Origin of the sequence: Pyxidicoccus caerfyrddinensis (assembly GCF_010894405.1) — a bacterium.
Taxonomy (GTDB): Bacteria; Myxococcota; Myxococcia; order Myxococcales; family Myxococcaceae; genus Myxococcus; species Myxococcus caerfyrddinensis.
On record NZ_JAAIYA010000007.1, the window covers coordinates 507,223 to 526,576 of the forward strand.

Consider the following 19,354-nt stretch of genomic DNA (forward strand, 5'->3'; position numbering starts at 1 on the left):
ATGAAGCTCAGGCCCGCGGTGCCACGGCACCGTGGAGCGCCTGCCGCACCGCCGCGCGCACGGGCGCGGGCACCTCGTCGCCGGGAATGCGGCGGCACAGGGAGACGGTGCGCTTGAGGGACTCGCAGGCCCCGGCGCAGCGCGGGCAGCGGCCCAGGTGGTCCTCGATTCGGACACAGGTGGCCTGGTCGATGTCCTGGCCGGCGTAGCCGGAGAGTTCCTGGACCAGCTCCGGGCATCCCTGGCCTCCCGCCGCCGCGTCCTCGCCGAGCAACGTGGAGAGGTGCTCGCGCAGCTGCATCCGAGCGCGGTGCAGCCGGCTCTTGAGCGCCCGCACCTCGATGCCCACCACGCGTGCGGCCTCCTCGGCGGACAGTCCCTCCACGTCCCGGAGGATGAGCGCCTCGCGGTACGTCTCGGGCAGCGCGAGGATGGCGGCCTGGAGGACCTCCCCCATCTGCCGTGCGTGCGCCTTCTCGTCGGGCGGTGGGGCTTCGACGGGCACTTCGGCCGCGCCCGGTGAGTCGAGGGGCAGGTGTTCCTCGGGCACGCCGGCCCTCCTGCGCCGCGCGCGGAAGCAGTGCGTCCTCGCGACCTGATAGAGCCATGTGGACAGCTCCGCGTCGCCACGGAAGGCGTGCAGGCCACGGAAGGCCGTCAGCAGCGTCTCCTGGAGCACCTCCTTCGCGTCCTCCTCCGAGCCGCACATGCGCAGGCCGAAGCGGTACACCTGACGCTCGTGCCGGGCGAGCAGCGCCTCCAGCGCCTCGCCATCCCCCTCCCGGGCCGCCGCCAACAGCTCCGCTTCACTTCTCGCCGCCATGGGAGTCCTTCTCTCAGCCGCCCGGTCCGGGGACCGCCTCGCGGGGGAGCAGGCGCCCTCTTCCGGCCGCCCCGATGAATCCTTTTTCCATCGGCCTGACTCTCACAGGAAGGAGGCCATGACGATGCTCTTCCGACAACTCTTCGATGCCACGTCGTCGACCTATACCTATCTCATCGCCGACCTGGCCAGCCGCAAGGCGCTCCTCATCGACCCGGTCGCCGAGCAGGCGGAGCGCGACCTCACCCTGGTGCGCCATCTCGGCCTCACGCTCAGCCATGTCCTCGACACGCACGTGCACGCCGACCACGTCACGGCGTCGGGACTCCTGCGCCAGCGCACGGGCGCCACGGTGGTGGGCGGCGCGGCGGGCGCGAGCTGCGCCGACGTCCACGTGAATCACGGTGACGTGGTGCGCGTGGGAGCGGTGGAACTCCGGGTGCTCGCCACGCCGGGCCACACCGATGACAGCGTGAGCTACCTCATGGGCGACCGCATCTTCACCGGGGATGCGCTGCTCATCCGGGGCAACGGGCGCACCGACCTCCAGAACGGGAGCGCGAGCGTGCTCTACGACTCCATCACCCGGGTGCTGTTCGCCCTTCCCGACGAGACGCTCGTCTACCCCGCGCATGACTACAAGGGCCTGACGGTGACGACGATTGGCGAGGAGAAGCGCCACAACCCGCGCGTCGCCGGCAGGAGCCGCGAGGAGTTCATCCGCATCATGGACCACCTCGGCCTGCCGAAGCCCAAGCAGCTAGACGTGGCCGTGCCAGCGAATCGCGCCTGCGGCCTCGTGCAGCCAGCCGCGCACGCGATGCAGTGAGCCCGCGTGCACGGTGAACCCATTCCTCCTTCCCCGCTCCGAGCCCGGCGCGGGCCTCTCCAGTAGGGTGACCTGGCGATGAACCCATTCCTCCTCTCACTCCTGGGCGGCGTCCTCATTGGCATCAGCGCCTCCCTGCTGCTCCTCTTCAACGGCCGCATCGCGGGCGTCAGCGGCATCACCGCGGGCATCGTCACGCCCGCGAGCGGTGACGTCGCCTGGCGCGCGGCCTTCGTCGGCGGCCTCGTCCTCGGAGGCGCGCTGCTGGCGGTATTCCTGCCCCGGGCGCTGGGAGCCCCGGTCGTCTCGGGTGTGGGAGTCCCCGTCCTCGCGGGTCTGTTCGTCGGCTTCGGCTCACGGCTGGGCGGAGGCTGCACCAGCGGCCACGGCGTCTGTGGCGTGGCACGCGGCGCCACGCGCTCGCTGGTGGCCACCTCCGTCTTCGTGGCCACCGGAATGGGCACCGTCTTCGTGATGCGCCACCTGATGGGAGGTGCGTGATGAAGGCGGTGTTGATGGCCGGGCTGGCCGGCCTGCTCTTCGCGGTGGGACTGGGCATTGGAGGGATGACGGACCCGGCCCGGGTCATGGGCTTCCTCGACGTCGCGGGCGCGTGGGACCCGAGCCTCCTCTTTCTCATGGCCGGTGCCGTTGGAACTCACGCCGTCCTGCGACGGTTCGTCCTGAGGCGGCCGCAGCCGGTGCTCGCGCCGGCCTTCCCCAAGCTGGCGCAGACGCGAGTGGACCGGAAGCTCGTCGGCGGCGCGGCCCTGTTCGGCATCGGCTGGGGGCTGGCGGGCTACTGCCCGGGGCCGGCCCTCGTCTCGGTCGCGAAGGGCGCGCCCACGGTGCTGCTCTTCGTGGCGGCCATGCTGGCGGGCATGAGCCTCTTCCGCGGGTGGGAGTCGGCCATGCTGCGGCGGAAGCCCCTCGGACCCGCGGCCGGTGGGCCTCCCATCGGCGGGCCGCGCGCTGGCGAAGGCGAACGCCAGCACGTGGGTTCCACTTCCTGAGCGTCACTCGCCGGCAGGCGCGCCCACCGTGTCGAGCTGCAGGTCGAACGAGACATCCGGAGAGTTGGGCCCGACTTGCTTCACCATCACCGCCACCGTGTTCTCCCCCGCAACGAACACCGAAGCGGGCAGCGCCACGTCCGCCACGGCGTTGTCCAGGGAGGTGCTGGCATAGGCCGCGTGCGCCAGCCCTCCATCCACCTCGCGGCTGAAGACGCGCGTGCCGTTCACCCACACGGCCACTCCATCATCGAAGCGGATGCGCAGGGTGGCGGAGGAGATGGGGCGCGCGAGCATCACCTTCTTGCGGAAGTAGATGCTGGGCTGCGCGGAGAACGTGCGCAGCAGCACCGTGCCCTCGTCACCGTCTCCGTAGCCCAGCTCGCCAGGCCCCGTGGCCCACGCGGAGTCGTCGAAGGAGGGCAGGAACCAGTCCGGCCCGGGGTCCACGCCGCTCGCGTCATAGCGCCACACGTCTCCGAAACGGACCACGCGGCCCAGCGCGGGCAGGAAGATGGAGAACGGCCCATCGCTCACGTCCGACATGCCGGGCGCCGCGGGATGCGACACGCGCAGCAAGCCGCGAGTGGTGAGCACCTCCGGCACCCTCCAGGTGTAGCGGCCCGTGTTCGGCACCCCCGAGGCAATGGGCCTCCACGTGCTCCCCAGGTCCGGAGACCACGCGAGGTCCACCGTGGCTTCCGAGCCGGTGTCGCTCCAGCGCAAGCCCATCGGAGCACCTTCGGACAGGCTCTCTCCGCCACGCGGTGACAGGACGGTGAGCGTCGAGGTGGACGCAGTGCCCGCATCCACCAGGCTGAAGTCATCCATGGAGAGCGTGCCCGTGGAGCGCAAGGCCAGCGCCACGCTGATGGCCACCGCGCCCGAGGGCACCGGTGGGGTGAGCCACTCGCCCTGTCTATAGCTGGTGCTCGTGGGCAGGTCCGGGCCCGCGCTCCAGGCCACCCAGCCCGAGGCCGTCCGGTAGAAGGCCCTGAAGCCGGAACGAGCCGTCGTCTTGTACCAGGCGGAGACGCGATAGCGGCGCCCCACCACGACGGAGGGAGGGCACGTGCCGAAGTCCTGGCGAATCTCCAGCCGCCGCTCGCCGCCGGTGGAGAGGCTGTTGATGGTCACCCGCTGCGCCCAGCTCCCGCTGTGCGCGTCCGTCGTCCGGTTCCAGCTTCCGGACTGCGTGCCAGCATTGGTGCGCTTCCAGCAGTCCGGGACGTTGTCGCCATCGGCGTCCACCTCCAGTGAGGGGTTCGGGAGCAGCTGCGGCCCACCGCCGTCCGGCGAACCTCCGTCCGGCACGCCCGCGTCGGGGATACCCGCGTCCGGCACGCCCGCATCGGGAGTCCCAGCGTCAGGCACGCCCGCATCGGGAATGCCCCCATCGACGACGCCACCATCCGAGCGGACGGGCGGCTTCACGGCCCCGCCCACCACCTCATGCGCGGTGCGGACGAAGGTGCCTCGGGACACGCGCGGCGCGAGCCACGCGAGGAACGAGTCCAGCAGGGACTCGGTGATGGCATAGGTGCCGCAGCCCGAGCAGATATCGTGGAGGGAAATCATGATCCACCCTCCACCGCCGTTCTCCGCCTGGAGCACGAGGCTCTGCAGATTGGCGAGCGTCCAGTCCGACTTGATGGAGGTGGGCGAGCGGATGCTGAACGGGTCCGCGGGAGGGACGCTCTCCGCCAGCGGACAGGAGTTGCAGCCCGTGGGGGAGCGGATGCGGCCCGTGCGGCGCGCGTTGTTGTAGTTGCAGGAGATGACCGTCTGCTTCGCCGTGGTGCTCTCCGAACCGAAGGGATAGGCGAACGAGGTGACGGGAAACCCGTAGCCCATCAGGGCCACGCGGCAGTCGCAGACCTGATGCCGCTGCTCCGCCAGGGGCAGCGGGTCCAGGTCCTCGTGGTCCAGGGTGTGTCCGCCAATCTCATGCCCTGCGGCCGCGAGCGCGCGCAGGTCGGCCAGCGTGAGGTAGCCGGCCCGGCCGATGCGCCCGGCGCTGATGTAGAACGTGGCGTGCATCCCATACTTCGCGAACAGCGGCCCGACGAGCACCTGGGTCTTCAGCGTGTCCGCGAAGGTGAAGGTGACCACCACCTGTCCCGGCTCGAGGTCCAGCGGTGGCGTCGCCTGCGACAGCGTCACGGCGGCCACGGGAGGAAGGCGGGGCAGGCCGTGCGCGGGTGAAGCGACGAGGAGGACGGCCAGCACGCAGCACGCGGCCAGGGCCCTCGACAGGGGCATGCGGCGGGTGGGGGTCTTCATGGTGGCCGCAAGGTCGAACCCCCCGGCCCTTCCGGCCATGACCCGCCAGCGCGGGCCCTGTTGCCACCGCCCAACGCGCGGCGGCCCTTCCGCCGTGGGTCAGCCACGAGGACATGCGGCGATGCGTCTCGCCCTCCAGGGCAGGTGAGTTGACGCGAAGCACACAGCAGCGCGCGTGAGTGGAGAACCTGGGGGCTGGCCCGGCCCGGGCGCGGTATGTCGGAGACTCGGATGATGGGGGACGGATGCGCCGCGCTGCCAACAGCCCGTTGGAGGTGGACGAGGAGAAGCTCGTCCGTCAGTTCCCCGGACTGAATCGCAAGGCGGTGGGTGCGTTCTTCACGCCCGCGCCGCTGGTGGAGCGCACGCTGGCGCTCGCGCTGGAGCACCTGGGCGAAGGCCCGCTCACCGTGGTGGACCCGGCCTGCGGCGCGGGCGCCTTCCTCGCGGCGGCGGCGAAGCGCCGACCCGCTGCGCGTCTATGCGGCCTGGAACTGGACCCGGAGGTGGCGCGCGTCTGCCAGGCCCGCGTGCCCGGCGCGGACATCCGCGTGGGAGACTCGCTGCGCGGCGGACTGGAGCCGCTGCTCGCCGCCACGCCGCCGGAGCACCGGGAGCTGTGGGTGGGCAATCCGCCCTACAACGGCACGTCACCGGTGCTGAAGGACGCGAGCACCTACGCGCGCCTGCGCGCCCTGCTGCCGCTGGCCCTGCCCCCGGGCACCAGCCTGCGCGACGACTTCGCTTTCTTCCTGCTGGTGGCGGCGCACCGGCTCGTCTCGCGACCCGGGGTGCTCGCCTTCATCACCCCGGCGACGCTGCTGGACGCGTTCCTCTACGCCCCGCTGCGCCAGTCGCTGCTGGCCACGCTGACCTTGCGCGAGGTGGTGGACCTGGGCCCCGGCGCCTTCTCCGGCACGCAGGTGCGCACGTGCATCACCGTGTGGTCCTCGCTGCCGGGTCCGCGCATGGCTCCGCGCTTCGAGCGTCGGGGCGTCTGGCAGGGCTTCACGCCCGAATCCCCGGAGTGGCGCCTGGCGCCCACGACCCGGGAGGCCGCGGACCTGGATGCGCGCTGGCGAGCGGAGGGCGAGCCGCTGAGCACGCTCGTCCCCGTGAGCCTGCCCGGCGTGAAGACGCGCTTCGACGAGCTGCTGGTGGACGCTGACGCGGAGCGGCTGCTGGCCCGCGTGCGAGCCTTCGCCGCGGCCCGGAAGGAGGAGCTGCCTGACTTCGCGCGGGCTCACGGGCTGCCGGAGACGCTGCTCCCCAAGCTGCGCGAGCTGAAGGCGGGCCCACCGCTGGAGGTAGACCCGAGCCACGTGCGTCCCTTCTTCCGCTACGGAGGCGCGCGCCACCGGGGCACGGTGCCGCACGAGGCGCGGGCATACTGCTACCTGGACCGGCGCCTCGTTCCCCGGGGAGACCACCGGCTGCGCGGGCCGTATGACCCGCACCTGGGCGCGGTGAAGCTCCTCTTCAACGTGCGCGAACTGCCGCTGTCGGCCGCGCTGCTGGAGGAAGAGGGCTGCGTACACGACCACCGGCACGCGCGCTTCGCGCCGCTGTACGTGCCCCAGCGCCTGCGGGACGAGGGGCTCGCCGTCACCCGCTCCGCGTCGACGCTGGAGGAGTTGGGGCCGCTGGTTCCCAACCTCTCGCCCCGGGGGCAGGTATGGGCGGAGACCCTGGGAGGCCCGCTGTCCGCCTTCCGGGCGCTGGTGGCGTTCCTCAACGGGCCCGAGGTCCAGGACGTCTGGGCGCCGGCCTTCGGCGCTTCGCGCGTGGTGCCGGTGCCGCTGGGGGCTGTCGCGAAGGAGTGAACGCTTCCGGCGCATCGTGCTCGAAAGCCCGCACGGTTTCTCCGCCAAGGTGTGCGGGCTGTGGCTAGTGTCGCCTCTTCTCTGTAGCGAACTACCCAGGAAGAAGGACCGACCCATGAAGATTCGAGCCCTGCTGACCGCCGCCGCCCTCACCGCCGCCATGCCCGCGCTGGCCCAGGCCCCGCAGGCCGCGCCGTCCGCCCAGGAAGAGGGAGGAAAGGGTAAGGGCAAGGGGGCCACGGGCGAGCACGCCCAGGGCAAGGGCAAGGAGGCCAGTGAGCAGCCTGAGAAGGGACAGGGCGCGCCCGCGGCTCCGACGACGACTCCTGCCGCGGCTCCGGAGAAGAAGGCGCCTCCGAAGGGTGAGATGGCGAAGGCGATGGTGAAGGACGCCCAGGGCAAGGACGTGGGGGAAATCACGTTCGAGCAGACGGCGAAGGGCGTGGTGGTGAAGGGCACGCTGAGCAACCTGCCGGCGGGCCAGCACGCGTTCCACATCCACGAGACGGGCAAGTGCGACGCTCCGGACTTCAAGACGGCGGGTGGCCACTTCAACCCGACGAAGAAGGCCCACGGCATCATGTCGCCCAAGGGCAAGCACGAGGGTGATTTGCCCAACCTCTACGTGGGCCAGGACGGCCGCGTGCAGTTCGACACCTTCGCCCAGAACGGCCTCAAGCTGAAGCAGCTGTTCGACAAGGACGGCTCGGCGGTGATGGTGCACACCAAGGAGGACGACTACTTCACCGACCCGACCGGCGACGCCGGTGGCCGCATCGCCTGCGGCGTGGTGGAGAAGGCGCAGTAGCAGGCAGCACGGCGGGTGCCTCTCCCCTACTCGGGAGGGCACTTGCGAAGAAGCGCGAGGGTGTGGTGTCAGGGGTACTCGGCCCGTGCAGTCAGGGCTCCGAATCCATCCCATGCAAACACGCCCTTCCGCCCGCCCCTGTTCCACGCGCTTCCTCGTGGCCGTGCTCGTGACGCTTGCCACCGGCTGCCGCAGCGCGCCAGCAACCGAAGTCGTCAACGAGGACTACGTCCAGGCGCGCGGCGGCTTCAAGACGAAGCTGCTCCGGCGCGGCCCCTCTCCCCAGGAGGGAGAGGCGGGCCTGAAACCCCAGGGCACCACCGTGGTGACGTATCGCTCGGGTGACCTGGACCTCACCGCCTTCGTGAGCCCTGTCCCTCAAGACGGGAAGAAGCATCCCGCGGTGCTCTTCCTCCATGGAGGCTTCGCCTTCGGCGCGGAGGACTGGGAGATGTCGAGCCCCCTCCGCGAAGCGGGCTTCGTCGTGATGATGCCCCTGCTGCGCGGAGAGAATGGGCAGCCGGGCACCTTCACCTTCTTCTATGATGAGGTGGACGACGTGCTCGCCGCGGCCACCGCGCTCGCCCGCCTTCCGGGAGTGGACGCGTCCCGCATCTACGTATCCGGGCACAGCGTGGGAGGAACGCTGGCCCTGCTCGCGGCCCAGACCTCCCGCACCTTCAGGGCGGCCACGTCGCTCTCGGGCTCTCCCGACCAGAAGGGCTTCATCGTCGGGCGTGAGGACATCGTCCCCTTCGCCGTGACGAATGCGCGCGAAATCACGATGCGCTCCCCGGGGGCCTTCGCCACCAGCTTCAAGTGCCCCACCCGGCTCTTCTTCGGCAGCGAGGAGCCCTACTTCAGCGCCGAGTCCCTCAAGACGGCCGAACGCGCGCGGAAGGCCGGGCTGGACGTGCAGGCCCACACGGTGCCCGGCGACCACTTCAGCGCGGTGCCGGAAGCGCTCCAGCAGAGCATCGCGTTCTTCCGCTCCAACTAGTGAACGGGGCGCGCAACGGCTCCGGATGCGTCGTCCTTCACGGGCGTGAAGAGCAGGTCCTGGAAGTCGTAGCTGAAGTCCGCCATCGGCGACACGGGCTGCATCCGCATCTCACCGATGGAGCCGTCGGGCTTCAGTGAGAAGGTCACATACGCATCCGCGTTCAGCGCGCGGTCCTTCCACTTCGCCACGAACGTGTCGTACTGCCAGTGCTCCAGCTCGCCGGTGAACGCGGGCGTGCGGCTGAAGCGGAGGACCAGCTTCTCCCCTTCCTTCGCGATGGCCACGTCCCCGTACCAGGCATCGCGGTACCTGCCCACGTAGGCCTCGACAGGAAGCGACGGCCGCGACTGTGCATTCCGTCCCGCGCTCGCCAGACCTATCGCCGCATACGCCTTGGCCTCCTTCTCCACCTCGTCCGCCTTGAACGCGGCGACCCAGTCCGTGGCGGGCGCGCCCAGGTACGCGTCCAGCAGCGTCCACGTGGGCGCCTCGTACCCGCCGCGAGCCTCCTGGTTCGTCAGCACGGCGATGCCCAGCCGCTGCTCTGGGACGAGCACCACGCGCGACACGTAGCCCGCCAGTCCACCCGTGTGCCCCACCAGCTTGAGACCCCGGTAGTCGCGCAGCGTCCAGCCCAGCCCGTACGCCGAGAAGTTCGCGCGCGTCCCGGCCAGCGCCTTCGACGGCTCCTTGATGGGCAGCACCGTCTGCGCGGACCACATCTCGCGCGACTGCTCCTCGCTGAAGAGCCGCTTCTTCCCCTCCGTGCCCGGAACCACGCCGCGCTCCAACTGCGCGAGCATCCACCGGGACAGCTCATTCACGCTGGTGTTGATGCCGCCCGCCGGCGCGTTGTTGTCGAAGGGCACCGGGGCAATGGCCTTCAGCACGCCATCCGCCTTCGCATGCGGCATCGCCACGTTGGCGCCGGGGCGGAAGGCCGTCACGCTGGTGTTGCTCGTGCGCATCCCGAGCGGCATGAAGATGCGCTCACGGATGAACGCGCTCCAGGTCTTCCCGCTCGCCTTCTCGATGACCTTCCCCGCGACGAGATACAGGATGTTGTCGTACGCGTACCGGCTGCGGAAGCTGCTCGCCGGAGGAATGCGCCGCAGCCGCGAGACAATCTCCTCCTCGGTGAACGTCGTCTGCGGGAAGTAGAGCAGATCCCCCGCGCCCAGCCCCAGACCGCTGCGGTGCACCAGCAGGTCCCGAATCGTCAGCTCGCGCGTGACGTACGGGTCGAACATCTGGAACGACGGCAGGTGGTCGATGACGCGGTCGTCCCACGCGAGCTTGCCCTCGTCCACGAGCATGGCCAACGCAGCCGCGGTGAAGGCCTTGGTGTTGGAGGCGATGCCAAACAGCGAGTCCGGCGTCACCGGCGCGCGCTCACCGAGCTTCCGCACCCCATAGCCCTTCGTGAGCACCACCTTCCCGTCCTTCACGACGGCGATGGCGATGCCGGGCACCTCGAAGGCTTCCATCGTCCGCTGAAGCGCGGCGTCGATGTCCGGCTGCGAGACCTGCTGGGCGAAGGGCGTGAGCGGAAGGACGAAGAGGAGAAGCGCGAGGGCGTATCGCACGGGAGCTCCGGGTGGGGGACAGGCGACTCTGTACCGCACCCGGGCACTCCGCTACAGCGGCGCCCCGCTCACACGTAGCCGAAGCGGCGCCGCGCGAACCACTCCGCGCCGAGCAGCGCAATCAGCGCGACCAGGTAGTACCAGCGGTCCCACAGCGGCTGGTCCTTGGCGCGGCCCACCTCCACCACCGGCGGGTCCAGCAGCGGCACATCCGGCAGCCCGTCCTGGGGCAGCTTGTACGCCTTGCCACCCGTCGTCTTCGCGATGGCCTCCATCAGCTCCGGCCGCACCGAGGCGTCCGACAGCTCCGGCCCCACGGCGCGCACGGCCACCGCGTCCTCGCCCGAGCCCAAATCGGTCTCACCCTTCTTCGCCGAGGCCAACAGCTTGTACGGCCCTGGCGCGGGCGGCGCGAACTCCAGCCGCACCACGCCATCCGTGCCCGTCGTCCCCGTCTGCACCGCCACGGGCTTCTGCGAGGCCACGGAGAACAGCTCCACGCGCACCTGCGCGTCCTGCGCGGGCTGGTAGTCCGCCATGCGCGCCTGCACCACCACGCCCACTGGCCGCCCCGGCTCCACGGACGGAGGGTCCGCCGTCACCTTCAGCGTCGTCAGGTCCGGGTCCCTCACCAGCCAGCGCAGCGCATTGCCCCAGAAGCGGTCATACGCGCGGCTCGGCGAGCCATCCCGGTGCGCCGCGAAGGACCAGTACCAGGACGCATCCGTCGCCATCACCAGCGCCCGGCCCCGGCCGTAGTCCCACACCGCCACCAGCGGCGCGTTCTTCCCGTCCGCCGTCATGTGCGGCACGTCCAGCAGCACCGTGGCCCCGGGACGCGCCGTCGTGAGATTCGCACCGGGAATGGGCGGCAGCTCGCCCCACGCGGCCTCGGTGCTCGCCGCCCCCGTGCCAATGGCCGTAATCGGGTGACGCAGGCCCTCCGGCGTGAGGCGGGCCTTGAAGGGCTCCGGGTTGGCGGGGCCGGCGGCGGCGACGGGCAGCGCCTCCATCAGCGTGGGCATCATCGCGCGGCCCTCGCCCAGCACGCTGTCGCCGCCAATCATCACGAAGGCGCCGCCGTTGTGGATGTAGCGCTCCAGGTTGCGCTCGTACTCGGCGATGGAGAGCGACGGGTCCGCGTGCCCGAAGTTCTGGAAGATGACGACGTCGAAGGTGTCCAGCTTCGTGTCGAAGATCTCCTCCATGGGGAAGGGAATCAGGGACAGCTCGCGCTCGCTCGACACGCCCGGGTCGTCCGACAGCGTGCGAAGGATGTAGAAGGACACCAGGTCCACGTTGGCATCCTGGCGCAACAGGCCGCGCAGGTAGCGCTCGTCCCACGAGGGCCGGCCCACCACGAGCAGCACGCGCACGCGGTCGCGAATCACCTTCAGCGTGAAGGAGCGCGTGTTGTTGTCCGCCACCGCCTCGTCCGGGAAGGTGGGCACCGTCACCGTGTAGACGAAGCGCCCCGTCTGGTCCGGCGTGAAGGTGAAGGACACCGGCTTCATGTCGTCGGACGACTCCAGGCGCACCGTCTTGCTCGCCACCGTCTTGCCTTCCTGGCTGAGCACCACCGGAATCTCGCGCCCGCTGAAGCCGCGGCCGTGAATCTCCACCTCCACGGTGAGCGAGTTGCGCACGAAGGCGAAGTCATCCACCTTCAGCCCCTCCACCGCGAGGTCCTTCAGCGCCTCCTGGCCCACGGTGAAGGTGGACACGGGGACGTTCAGGTCCGCCAGCGCCGCGCGAGCCCGGCCCACCACGCCCGCCTTCAGCTCCTGGTTGTCCGCGCCGTCGCTGAACAGCAGCATCCCCGACAGCTTGCGAGCGCCCTGCCCCGCCCCCGCCGCCGCGCGCACCGCGGCGAGCAGGTCCGTGGTGCCCGCGCGCGCCGGCTCCTTCGCCAGCGACGCGGGCGTCACCGGCGCCAGCTCCGGGTCGAAGCCATACATCTCCACCGTGAAGCGGTCCTGCAGGGCGGCCAGCTGCGGCGCGGCCTTCTCCAGGAAGGAGGCCACCTGCGCGGTGCGCGTGGGGCCGCCGGGCTCGGAGGGGAAGCTCATGGAGGCGGAGCGGTCCACCAGCACGGCGACGCGGTTCTTCATCCGCGCCACCTGCAGGTGACGGATGCCGGGCTCCAGGAGGAAGAAGAGCGCGGCCACACCCGCGCCCACGCGCAGGGTCCACAGGAGCACCCGGCGCATGCGCGACGGCTCGCGGCGCACGCCCCAGGCGGCCAGCGCCACGCCCAGCACCAGTCCGAGGGCGAGCAGCACCAGCACCCACTGCGGGAGCGGGGAGAGGCTGACGAGCTTCCAGGCGTTGAAGGTGGGGGAGTTCATCCGGGCTTTCGGAGTCAGGCCGGTGCTTCAGCGCCGCTTGTTGAGGATGAGCGGCAGGTGGACGGCGTCGTCCTTGTAGTCGAGGCAGAGGGCATACATGCAGATGTTGATGCCCAGGCGCACGGCCAGCTCCCGCTGGGGTTCACCGCCAGGAGACACGTCGAACTCGTAGTCGCCGGACTCGCTGCGGTTCCACGCCCCGGCCAGGTCGTTCTGCGAGTACAGCACCGCGGCGCGCTTGCCCAGCATGCACGCCGCCAGCTGGGGCTTGTTGAGCAGCCGCCCCGGCGCCGCGTCCAGCAGGAAGAAGGACTTGAACACCACGTGCCCGGACGGCACCTCGGCCAGCGGGCTCTGCGGCAGCACCCGCGCCATCTCCCGGCGGAAGGACGCGTCGAAGCCGTCCCCGTCGCTGCCGTCGTTGGCGTCCGCCAGCATGAAGCCGCCGTACGTCAGGTAGCGCCGGAGGTTGGCCACCTCCGCGTCGGTGAGCGCGGGGAAGGAGCCGTCGCCGCCCATGTAGAGGAAGGGGTACTCGAAGAGGTCCGGCGAGCTGAGCTGGAAGCCGCGCGCGTCCGGCACCACCTCCACCGAGGTGCGGCGCTGCAGCTCCCAGGCGATGCGGCGCAGCCCGGACATGCGCAAGTCCCAGTTGCCTCCGTGGCGGGCCACCGCGGGGATGAAGCGGCTCTTCTCACCGAAGGCGTCCGCTCGCCGGGACAGCAGCGGGGCGAGCGCGGCGGTGCCGAGCAGGAGGTTTCGACGCGTCAATCGCCGGGAGGACATGGAGCGTTCCTATATACCGTCGACGGGTACTCGCATTCCCCGGTATAGAAGGCCCCCATGGCAAAAGGCGGACAGACGTCACCGGAGCCAGGGTCGCCCGGGGCGGCGGATGTGAGGGCCGCCTGGGCCCGCAAGGAGGCCGGCGACGTGGCCGGAGCCCGGCGGGACGCCGAGCGCATCCTGGCCCAGAACCCCTCCTCCGAGGACCGGGCCGAGGCCGAGGAGCTGCTCCGGCGCACCTCCACGCCCCGCCACCTGTTCGGCTTCGCCCTGCTGGGCGCCGCCATCCTCGTCGTGCTGGTGGTGCTCGCGCTGTCCCGTTACGCGTAAGCTCATCAGCGCGCGTCCCGTTCCGGACGCGCACCGCTTCGCATCGCAGAAGCAAGGAGACCCAAGTCATGGAAGGCCTTCTCCAGGCCCTCAGGGCGTACGAGACGTTCAACCCCTCGGGCTGGGTGGGCATCTACCGGCTGCTGCCCATGTGGGCCGGCATCATCTGCTGTGTCGTCGGGGTGACGTTGCTGCTGGCCGGCGGCGGGCGGATGTTCCGCGTGCTCGCGGGGCCCATCGGCGCGCTGCTGGGCGTGTGGTGCACGGGCATCGTCACCACGAAGCTCGGCATGCCGGAGGTGGTGCCCAGGCTGCCCACCATCGTCGCGGCGGTGCTGCTGGCGCTGGGCTTCCTCTTCCCCCCGGCCATCACCTTCGTGGGCCTGGGCGTGCCGCTGGGCCTGGTCGCCGGGCAGATTGCCGGGCCCCAGGACTTCCTGCTGGGCTTTGCGCCGGGCTTCATCATCGGCGGGCTGGTGGGCGCGCTGCTGCACCGGGTGGTGAGCACGCTCGTCGCGTCGGCGGTGGGCGCGTGGGTGCTCGTCATCGGCGCGCTCGCGGCGCTGCACCAGTTCGGCGGGCTGGTGGCCGCCGTGGCCGGCCGCCCTTGGGGCGTCATCGTCGCGGCGGGCCTCTTCGCCATCGCCGGCGCGGTGTACCAGCTCGCCGTTCGCCCCACTCCCGAGGATGCGGACAAGCAGAGCGCCGAGCGCGAGCGGCTGAAGCAGCGCCAGGCGGAGCAGCGGGCGCTCGAGAAGCGCTGGGGGGTCAAGTAACCCCGACCGCGGCGCGCTTTACGTCCACCTCCCTGGCGCGTACATTCCGCCGCCTTTCCCCCCGGAATCCCCCCGTAAAGGACTGATGGGCCAGGTCAGGCGCAAGGATAAGGACAAGGAGAAGCCGCAGGAGTCCCCCCCGGAGCCCGCGCCCGGACCGGAAGCTCCCGTGTCTTCGGACGTGTGGGTGAAGCCGCAGGGGATGTCCCGCCGTGGCTGGACCCTGCTCGCCGGCATCATCCTCCTCATCCAGTTCCCCCTCATCCACCACGCCCTCATCCGGGGCCGCGCCGACGTGACGGCCGCGGTGCCCTACTCCCAGGACTTCTCGGACCCGGCCGTGGTGAAGCATGACTTCTTCTCCACCGGCGGCTTCTGGCGCACCGTGGACGGCGAGTTGCTCGCCCCGGGCGTGAAGAACAACCCGCTCTGGCTCCAGGCCCCGCTGCCGGACGACGTGGCCGTCGAGTTCGACGTCCGCTCCGAGTTCCCGGAGGGCGACGTCCGGCTGGAGATCTTCGGCGACGGCATGGACCCGGCCTCCGGCTACGTGCTGGTGCACGGCGGGTGGAACAACTCGCTGTCCGTCATCGCCCGCAAGGACGTGGGCGCCCCCAGCATGGACGCGCTCAAGCGCCGCGCCAGCCGCGGCGACGGGACGGAAGACCTGGTAGGCTCCGGCGTCTACGACGCGGACACCCGGGTGCGCGTGGAGGCGCGCGGCACGCCGGTGCAGTCGGGCCGCACGTACCACTGGCGCGTCGAGCGGCGCGGCCAGAAGCTCAAGTGGAGCATCGACGGCCAGCCCTTCCTGGAGCTGGACGACCCGCTGCCCCTCAAGGGCCCCGGCAATGACAGGCTGGGCCTGTCCGGCAACGAGTCGCAGATCTTCTTCGACAACCTGCGCGTGGACACGCCGGACCGGCTGGCCGCCACCGCCCCCGTGGCCGCCGCGCCCCTGCCGCCGCCCGGCCCCTTCGCGGACGACTTCAACCGCGACACGCTGGGCGATGCGTGGAACGTCACCAACCCCTCCGCGACGAAGCTGGAGGATGGCGCGCTGGTGGTGGAGCTCATCCACAACCGCCCCGTGTGGCTGAAGCAGCCCATCCCCACCAACGCCACGATTGAGTTCGACGCCTGGTCGGAGAGCCCCGAGGGCGACGTCAAGGTGGAGGCCTGGGGCGACGGCCGCTCCTTCTACGCGGGCGACCTGCGCCTGCAGTACACGGCCACCGGCTACGTCTTCATCCTCGGCGGCTGGCGCAACACCCAGTCCGCCATCGCCCGCCAGCACGAGCACACCCCGGACCGCGCGGTGCGCGACGGCCAGGTGGTGGTGCCGGGCAAGCATCACCACTTCAAGATTACCCGCCGCGGCGGCCACATCGCGTGGGAGCTGGATGGCCAGCCCTTCCTCACCCTCCAGGACTCCGCCCCGCTGGAGGGCGCGCGCAACCAGTTCTTCGGGTTCTCGGGTTGGAAGACCCGCGTCCACTTCGACAATCTGAAAATCGAGCCGCTCTCCCCCTAGCGGCAAGGAAAGCCTCACGTGCGCAGAGTTGGCATCTTCGGCTGGGGCGTCGTCGCCCCCAAGTCCAGGAACATCGAAGCTTTCGAGCGCAACCTCGCGTCCTCGGAAAGCTGGCTGACCCCCTTCAACGGCTTCGGGCCGGACAACTTCCTCGTCGGCATGCCGGAGTTCGAGCTGGCCGACTACAAGCCGTGGATTGACGCGCGCTTCCCCGGCAGCCGCTTCTCCCAGCTCGAGCGGAAGATGGGCCAGCCGACGCAGTTCGCCATCGGCGCGTTCATCCAGTCGCTCCAGCAGAACCCGGGGCTGGAGCAGGAGCTGCAGGCGCTGGGGCCCCGCGCCCACGTCTACGTGGGCACCGGCCTCGGTGACTTGCCCACCATCCAGTCCATCTCCCTCGACTTGTACCGCGCGCAGCGCCGGTGGGACCGCTTCTGGGCCGCCCCGGAGCGCAACGCCTCCCTGCGCCAGTGGATGGAGACGCGCGAGCCGCTGCCCGGCCTGCCGCCCGAGCCGTCTACCGTCGAAGAGGCCACGCGCGACGAGGCCGAGGACGCGTGGTGGCACTTCTGGGCCGGCCGCTCCCCCGAGCTGCGCGAGTACCTGTCGGAGCTGCGCGACATCGAGGCCATCGGCGTGCCGGACGAGGGCGACGTCGAGTCCGCCAAGCTGGCCGTCATCAAGGAGAAGCGCACCCGCAACGCCCGGCTGCAGAAGAAGTGGATGTCGCCGGAGCCGCCGTGGAACGCCGTCTCCTCCAACGTGCTGTGGAACATCCACAACACGCCCGCCTCACAGATTTCGATGATGGGGCGCATCACCGGCATGACGTTCGCGCCGGTGGCCGCGTGCTCGTCCTTCGGCTACGGCCTGCGGCTGGCCATCAACGCGATTCAGCTGGGCCAGGCCAAGGCCGTCGTCATGGGCATGACGGACCCGCCGCCCACCCCGCTCGTCGTGGGCGGCTTCTACAACGCCCGCGTCATCTCCGCGGACGCCGCTGTCTCCAAGCCCCTCACCGCGCTGCGCGGCACGCACATCGCCGGCGGCTCCGTCGTCTGGGTGCTGGGCGACTTGGAGCACTTCACGGCGAAGGGCTTCAAGCCGCTGGGCATGGAGCCCGTCGCCGTGGGCGTCACCGCGGACGCGGACCACATCATCACCCCGTCCAAGGAAGGCCCCACGTTGGCCATCCGCGAGGCGCTGGCCGGCGCCGGCCTCACGCCCGCGGACGTGGGCAGCTGGGACTTGCACGCCACCGCCACCCCGGGTGACTTCCTGGAGGTGCAGAACCTGCGCGACGTGATGCCCGAGACGGTGCTGATCACCGCGCGCAAGGGCACCTTCGGCCACGGCATGTCCGCGGGCGGCGGCTGGGAGCTGACGGCCCAGTACCTGGGCTACGGCAACGGCAAGGTGTTCCCCACGCCGCTGAAGCAGGCGGAGCTCAACAAGCAGATTTCCCGCGTCCACGGCCGCTTCGTCTTCGACGAGGCGGTGGCCACGCCCGCGGGCTGCGCGGGCAAGCTGTCCATGGGCGTGGGCGGCATCAACGCCTGCGTGATTTCGCGGCCCTGGAAGAAGTAGCCGCCGCTCAGGGGTGGGCAGCCTTCGCGTCCGCCTCCAGCTTCGCCGCCCCCTCCGGGTCGATGCGCTGGAGCAATTCCAGCTCCAGCTCCAAGTCCCTGGAGGAGCGGTTCTCCGTGGGCAGCGTGCCGCTGGCGGTGCTGCCGTTGGCGGCCGCGGCCCTGTCCCGGCTGTTTCGCACCAGGCCATCCGTGTAGCCCACGCCAATGGACTGCGAGGTGCGGTCCAGCCGCGTCACCCGCAGGCTGACGCCGCCATTGGCCTGCCGGAGTCCCTCCACGAGGAAGCGCGAGGAGGTGGTGGGGCCCAGGGTGCCGCCCCCCGACTCCCGCCACTCCGTCTCCAGCACGAAGAGGCCCGGGTTCTCCCGCCACGAGAGGCCCCGCTCCTTCAGCACCGCGTGCACCGCCGGCCAGATTTCCACCAGCTCCTTCCGGTAGACGTGGTGCGACGCCTCGTCGCGCATGTAGTTGTGACGGAGCGTGTTGGAGCAGCCGGCGAGTGCCAGCGTGGCGACGGCGAGACACAGTCCCGCGGTGCGGGTGAAGCGGTGCATGAGGGGCCCCCTGGGGTCGAAGATGAACGGTGCCGGACGGCCAGCATATCGCCGCCGTCCGGCCGTGTATCCCCGGGGCTCCCGGCTTTCGGGTAACGCCCGTCAGGCCTCCGAGCCTCGGCCTTCCGCCGGGCCCGTCAGGCCTTGGGCGTCGCAACCAGGTCGAAGTCGGGGATGTGCTCGCGCATGAACTCGCGCATCCGGTTGATGAGGGCGGCCTCAATCTGCCGGGCGCGCTCTCGGCTGACGCCGTACTTGTCGCCGATGTCCTGGAGGGTGAGGGGCTCGTCGGAGGTGAGCCGGTTCTCGAAGATGTAGCGCTCCTTGCCCTCCAGCGTGCGGGCGAACTCGGCCAGCTTGTCGCGGAAGAGGGCCTTGAGCTGCTCGGCGCCGAGCCGCTCGTCGACGGCCATGGCCCCCGAGGGCAGGTAGCGGTCCGCGCGCGTCGTGCCGGAGTCCTCGTCCCCGCGCAGCGGCGCGTCGATGGACATCTCGTCGTGCCCCAGCCGCTGGTCCATCTCCACCACGTCCTGCTCGGAGACGTTGAGCCGCTCCGCCAGCAGCTTGGGGCTGGCCTCGAAGCCCTGGGAGATGAGCTTCTCCTGCTCCTGGCGCAGCTTGAAGAAGAGCTTCCGCTGGGCCTCGGTGGTCCCCAGCTTCACCATCTTCCAGTTGTCCATGATGTAGCGGAGGATGTAGGCCCGAATCCACCACGCGGCGTAGCTGCTGAGCTTCACGCCCCGCTCCGGGTCGTACTTCTTCACCGCCTGCATCAACCCGATGTTGCCCTCCTGGACCAGGTCCAGCAGGGAGAGCGGGTTGCGGTGGTACTCGTGCGCCAGCTTGACCACCAGGCGCAGGTTGGAGGCCACCAGCCGGTAGGCCGCCCCCACGTCCGCCGTGTCCCGGTACTTCCGGGCGAGGGAGACCTCCTCTTCCCGCGTCAGCAGGGGGTGGCGCTGCACCTCCGCCATGTAGGCCTGGAGGGGGTCCCTCGTCGTCAGGCTGGACGACTCCGCCCGGGCCAGGGCCCGGGCGGGCACGAGGGGGGCGCTCACGTCCACCTCGGGCTCCACCTCGGCCAGCTCGGCCGGGTCCGGCTCCACGGCGTCCGGGTCCAGCTGGGCCTCGGCCTCCTCGGGCTGGGCGTCGACCACTTCCGCGTCGACCACCTTCGGGGTGGACGGGCGCTTCGCGCGAGAGCGGGGGGTCGCCTCTTTGGTTCTCTTCCTCCCATTCGCCATGGGCGCTCCATACAGCAAAGTGCTG

Annotated in this window: 17 protein-coding genes; 10 read left to right on the forward strand and 7 right to left on the reverse strand. The window is 70.6% G+C overall.

Annotation, left to right across the window (positions count from 1 at the left end; all coding sequences use genetic code 11):
• Window positions 1-7: 7 nt before the first annotated feature.
• Window positions 8-823, reverse strand: a complete 816-nt coding sequence (locus G4D86_RS19595; protein WP_163995493.1) for a sigma-70 family RNA polymerase sigma factor — start codon at window positions 821-823, stop codon at window positions 8-10.
• Window positions 824-947: 124 nt separating this feature from the next.
• On the opposite strand from G4D86_RS19595, the gene G4D86_RS19600 reads away from it, so the two are divergent.
• From G4D86_RS19600 to G4D86_RS19610, 3 genes are all read left to right on the forward strand, one after another.
• Window positions 948-1,652 carry an MBL fold metallo-hydrolase gene (locus tag G4D86_RS19600; RefSeq protein ID WP_163995557.1) on the forward strand — a complete coding sequence of 235 codons (705 nt, stop codon included), beginning with the start codon at window positions 948-950 and terminating at the stop codon, window positions 1,650-1,652.
• Between the two features lie 78 nt (window positions 1,653-1,730).
• Window positions 1,731-2,153: a YeeE/YedE family protein gene (locus G4D86_RS19605; protein WP_163995494.1), complete on the forward strand. Its 423-nt coding sequence runs from the start codon at window positions 1,731-1,733 to the stop codon at window positions 2,151-2,153.
• Window positions 2,153-2,665 carry a DUF6691 family protein gene (locus tag G4D86_RS19610; protein WP_163995495.1) on the forward strand — a complete coding sequence of 171 codons (513 nt, stop codon included), beginning with the start codon at window positions 2,153-2,155 and terminating at the stop codon, window positions 2,663-2,665. The genes G4D86_RS19605 and G4D86_RS19610 overlap by 1 nt, the downstream gene beginning before the upstream one ends.
• Before the next feature lie 3 nt (window positions 2,666-2,668).
• On the opposite strand, the gene G4D86_RS19615 is transcribed toward G4D86_RS19610, so the two are convergent.
• Entirely contained in the window at window positions 2,669-4,948 is a 2,280-nt protein-coding gene (locus G4D86_RS19615; RefSeq protein WP_240360349.1) for a polysaccharide deacetylase family protein, read from the reverse strand.
• 245 nt (window positions 4,949-5,193) lie between these two features.
• Here G4D86_RS19615 and G4D86_RS19620 point away from each other — a divergent pair, with 245 nt between their 5' ends.
• The 3 genes from G4D86_RS19620 to G4D86_RS19630 all read left to right on the forward strand — a co-directional run bounded on the left by G4D86_RS19620 (window position 5,194) and on the right by G4D86_RS19630 (window position 8,579).
• Window positions 5,194-6,771 carry an N-6 DNA methylase gene (locus G4D86_RS19620; protein ID WP_163995496.1) on the forward strand — a complete coding sequence of 526 codons (1,578 nt, stop codon included), beginning with the start codon at window positions 5,194-5,196 and terminating at the stop codon, window positions 6,769-6,771.
• 115 nt (window positions 6,772-6,886) lie between these two features.
• A complete protein-coding gene (locus G4D86_RS19625) occupies window positions 6,887-7,579 on the forward strand; it encodes a superoxide dismutase family protein (protein ID WP_163995497.1) in 693 nt (230 codons plus the stop codon).
• Window positions 7,580-7,691: 112 nt separating this feature from the next.
• Window positions 7,692-8,579: an alpha/beta hydrolase family protein gene (locus G4D86_RS19630; protein ID WP_163995498.1), complete on the forward strand. Its 888-nt coding sequence runs from the start codon at window positions 7,692-7,694 to the stop codon at window positions 8,577-8,579.
• Here the strand turns inward: G4D86_RS19630 and G4D86_RS19635 are convergent.
• From G4D86_RS19635 to G4D86_RS19645, 3 genes are all read right to left on the reverse strand, one after another.
• Window positions 8,576-10,168: a serine hydrolase gene (locus tag G4D86_RS19635; protein ID WP_163995499.1), complete on the reverse strand. Its 1,593-nt coding sequence runs from the start codon at window positions 10,166-10,168 to the stop codon at window positions 8,576-8,578. The genes G4D86_RS19630 and G4D86_RS19635 overlap by 4 nt on opposite strands.
• Window positions 10,169-10,236: 68 nt before the next feature.
• Window positions 10,237-12,516, reverse strand: a complete 2,280-nt coding sequence (locus G4D86_RS19640; RefSeq protein WP_163995500.1) for a glutamine amidotransferase — start codon at window positions 12,514-12,516, stop codon at window positions 10,237-10,239.
• A gap of 27 nt (window positions 12,517-12,543) precedes the next feature.
• Window positions 12,544-13,302 (reverse strand): DUF4159 domain-containing protein, encoded by a 759-nt coding sequence (locus G4D86_RS19645; RefSeq protein WP_163995501.1) that lies wholly within the window; start codon window positions 13,300-13,302, stop codon window positions 12,544-12,546.
• Window positions 13,303-13,359: 57 nt separating this feature from the next.
• On the opposite strand from G4D86_RS19645, the gene G4D86_RS19650 reads away from it, so the two are divergent.
• From G4D86_RS19650 to G4D86_RS19665, 4 genes are all read left to right on the forward strand, one after another.
• Window positions 13,360-13,632 (forward strand): molecular chaperone DnaJ, encoded by a 273-nt coding sequence (locus G4D86_RS19650; RefSeq protein ID WP_163995502.1) that lies wholly within the window; start codon window positions 13,360-13,362, stop codon window positions 13,630-13,632.
• A 68-nt stretch (window positions 13,633-13,700) separates the two neighbouring features.
• Window positions 13,701-14,408 (forward strand): hypothetical protein, encoded by a 708-nt coding sequence (locus G4D86_RS19655; RefSeq protein ID WP_163995503.1) that lies wholly within the window; start codon window positions 13,701-13,703, stop codon window positions 14,406-14,408.
• Between the two features lie 85 nt (window positions 14,409-14,493).
• Window positions 14,494-15,942, forward strand: coding sequence for a DUF6250 domain-containing protein (locus G4D86_RS19660; RefSeq protein WP_163995504.1), 1,449 nt, complete (start codon window positions 14,494-14,496; stop codon window positions 15,940-15,942).
• Window positions 15,943-15,960: 18 nt separating this feature from the next.
• Window positions 15,961-17,529 (forward strand): beta-ketoacyl synthase N-terminal-like domain-containing protein, encoded by a 1,569-nt coding sequence (locus tag G4D86_RS19665; protein WP_163995505.1) that lies wholly within the window; start codon window positions 15,961-15,963, stop codon window positions 17,527-17,529.
• A gap of 7 nt (window positions 17,530-17,536) precedes the next feature.
• Here G4D86_RS19665 and G4D86_RS19670 read toward each other — a convergent pair whose 3' ends face one another.
• Together G4D86_RS19670 and G4D86_RS19675 are read right to left on the reverse strand one after the other, a co-directional pair.
• Window positions 17,537-18,085 carry a hypothetical protein gene (locus G4D86_RS19670; protein ID WP_163995506.1) on the reverse strand — a complete coding sequence of 183 codons (549 nt, stop codon included), beginning with the start codon at window positions 18,083-18,085 and terminating at the stop codon, window positions 17,537-17,539.
• A gap of 137 nt (window positions 18,086-18,222) precedes the next feature.
• The gene (locus G4D86_RS19675; protein ID WP_163995507.1) at window positions 18,223-19,329 is read right to left on the reverse strand and encodes an RNA polymerase factor sigma-32; all 1,107 of its coding nucleotides are present in this window, start codon (window positions 19,327-19,329) and stop codon (window positions 18,223-18,225) included.
• Window positions 19,330-19,354 lie beyond the last annotated feature (25 nt).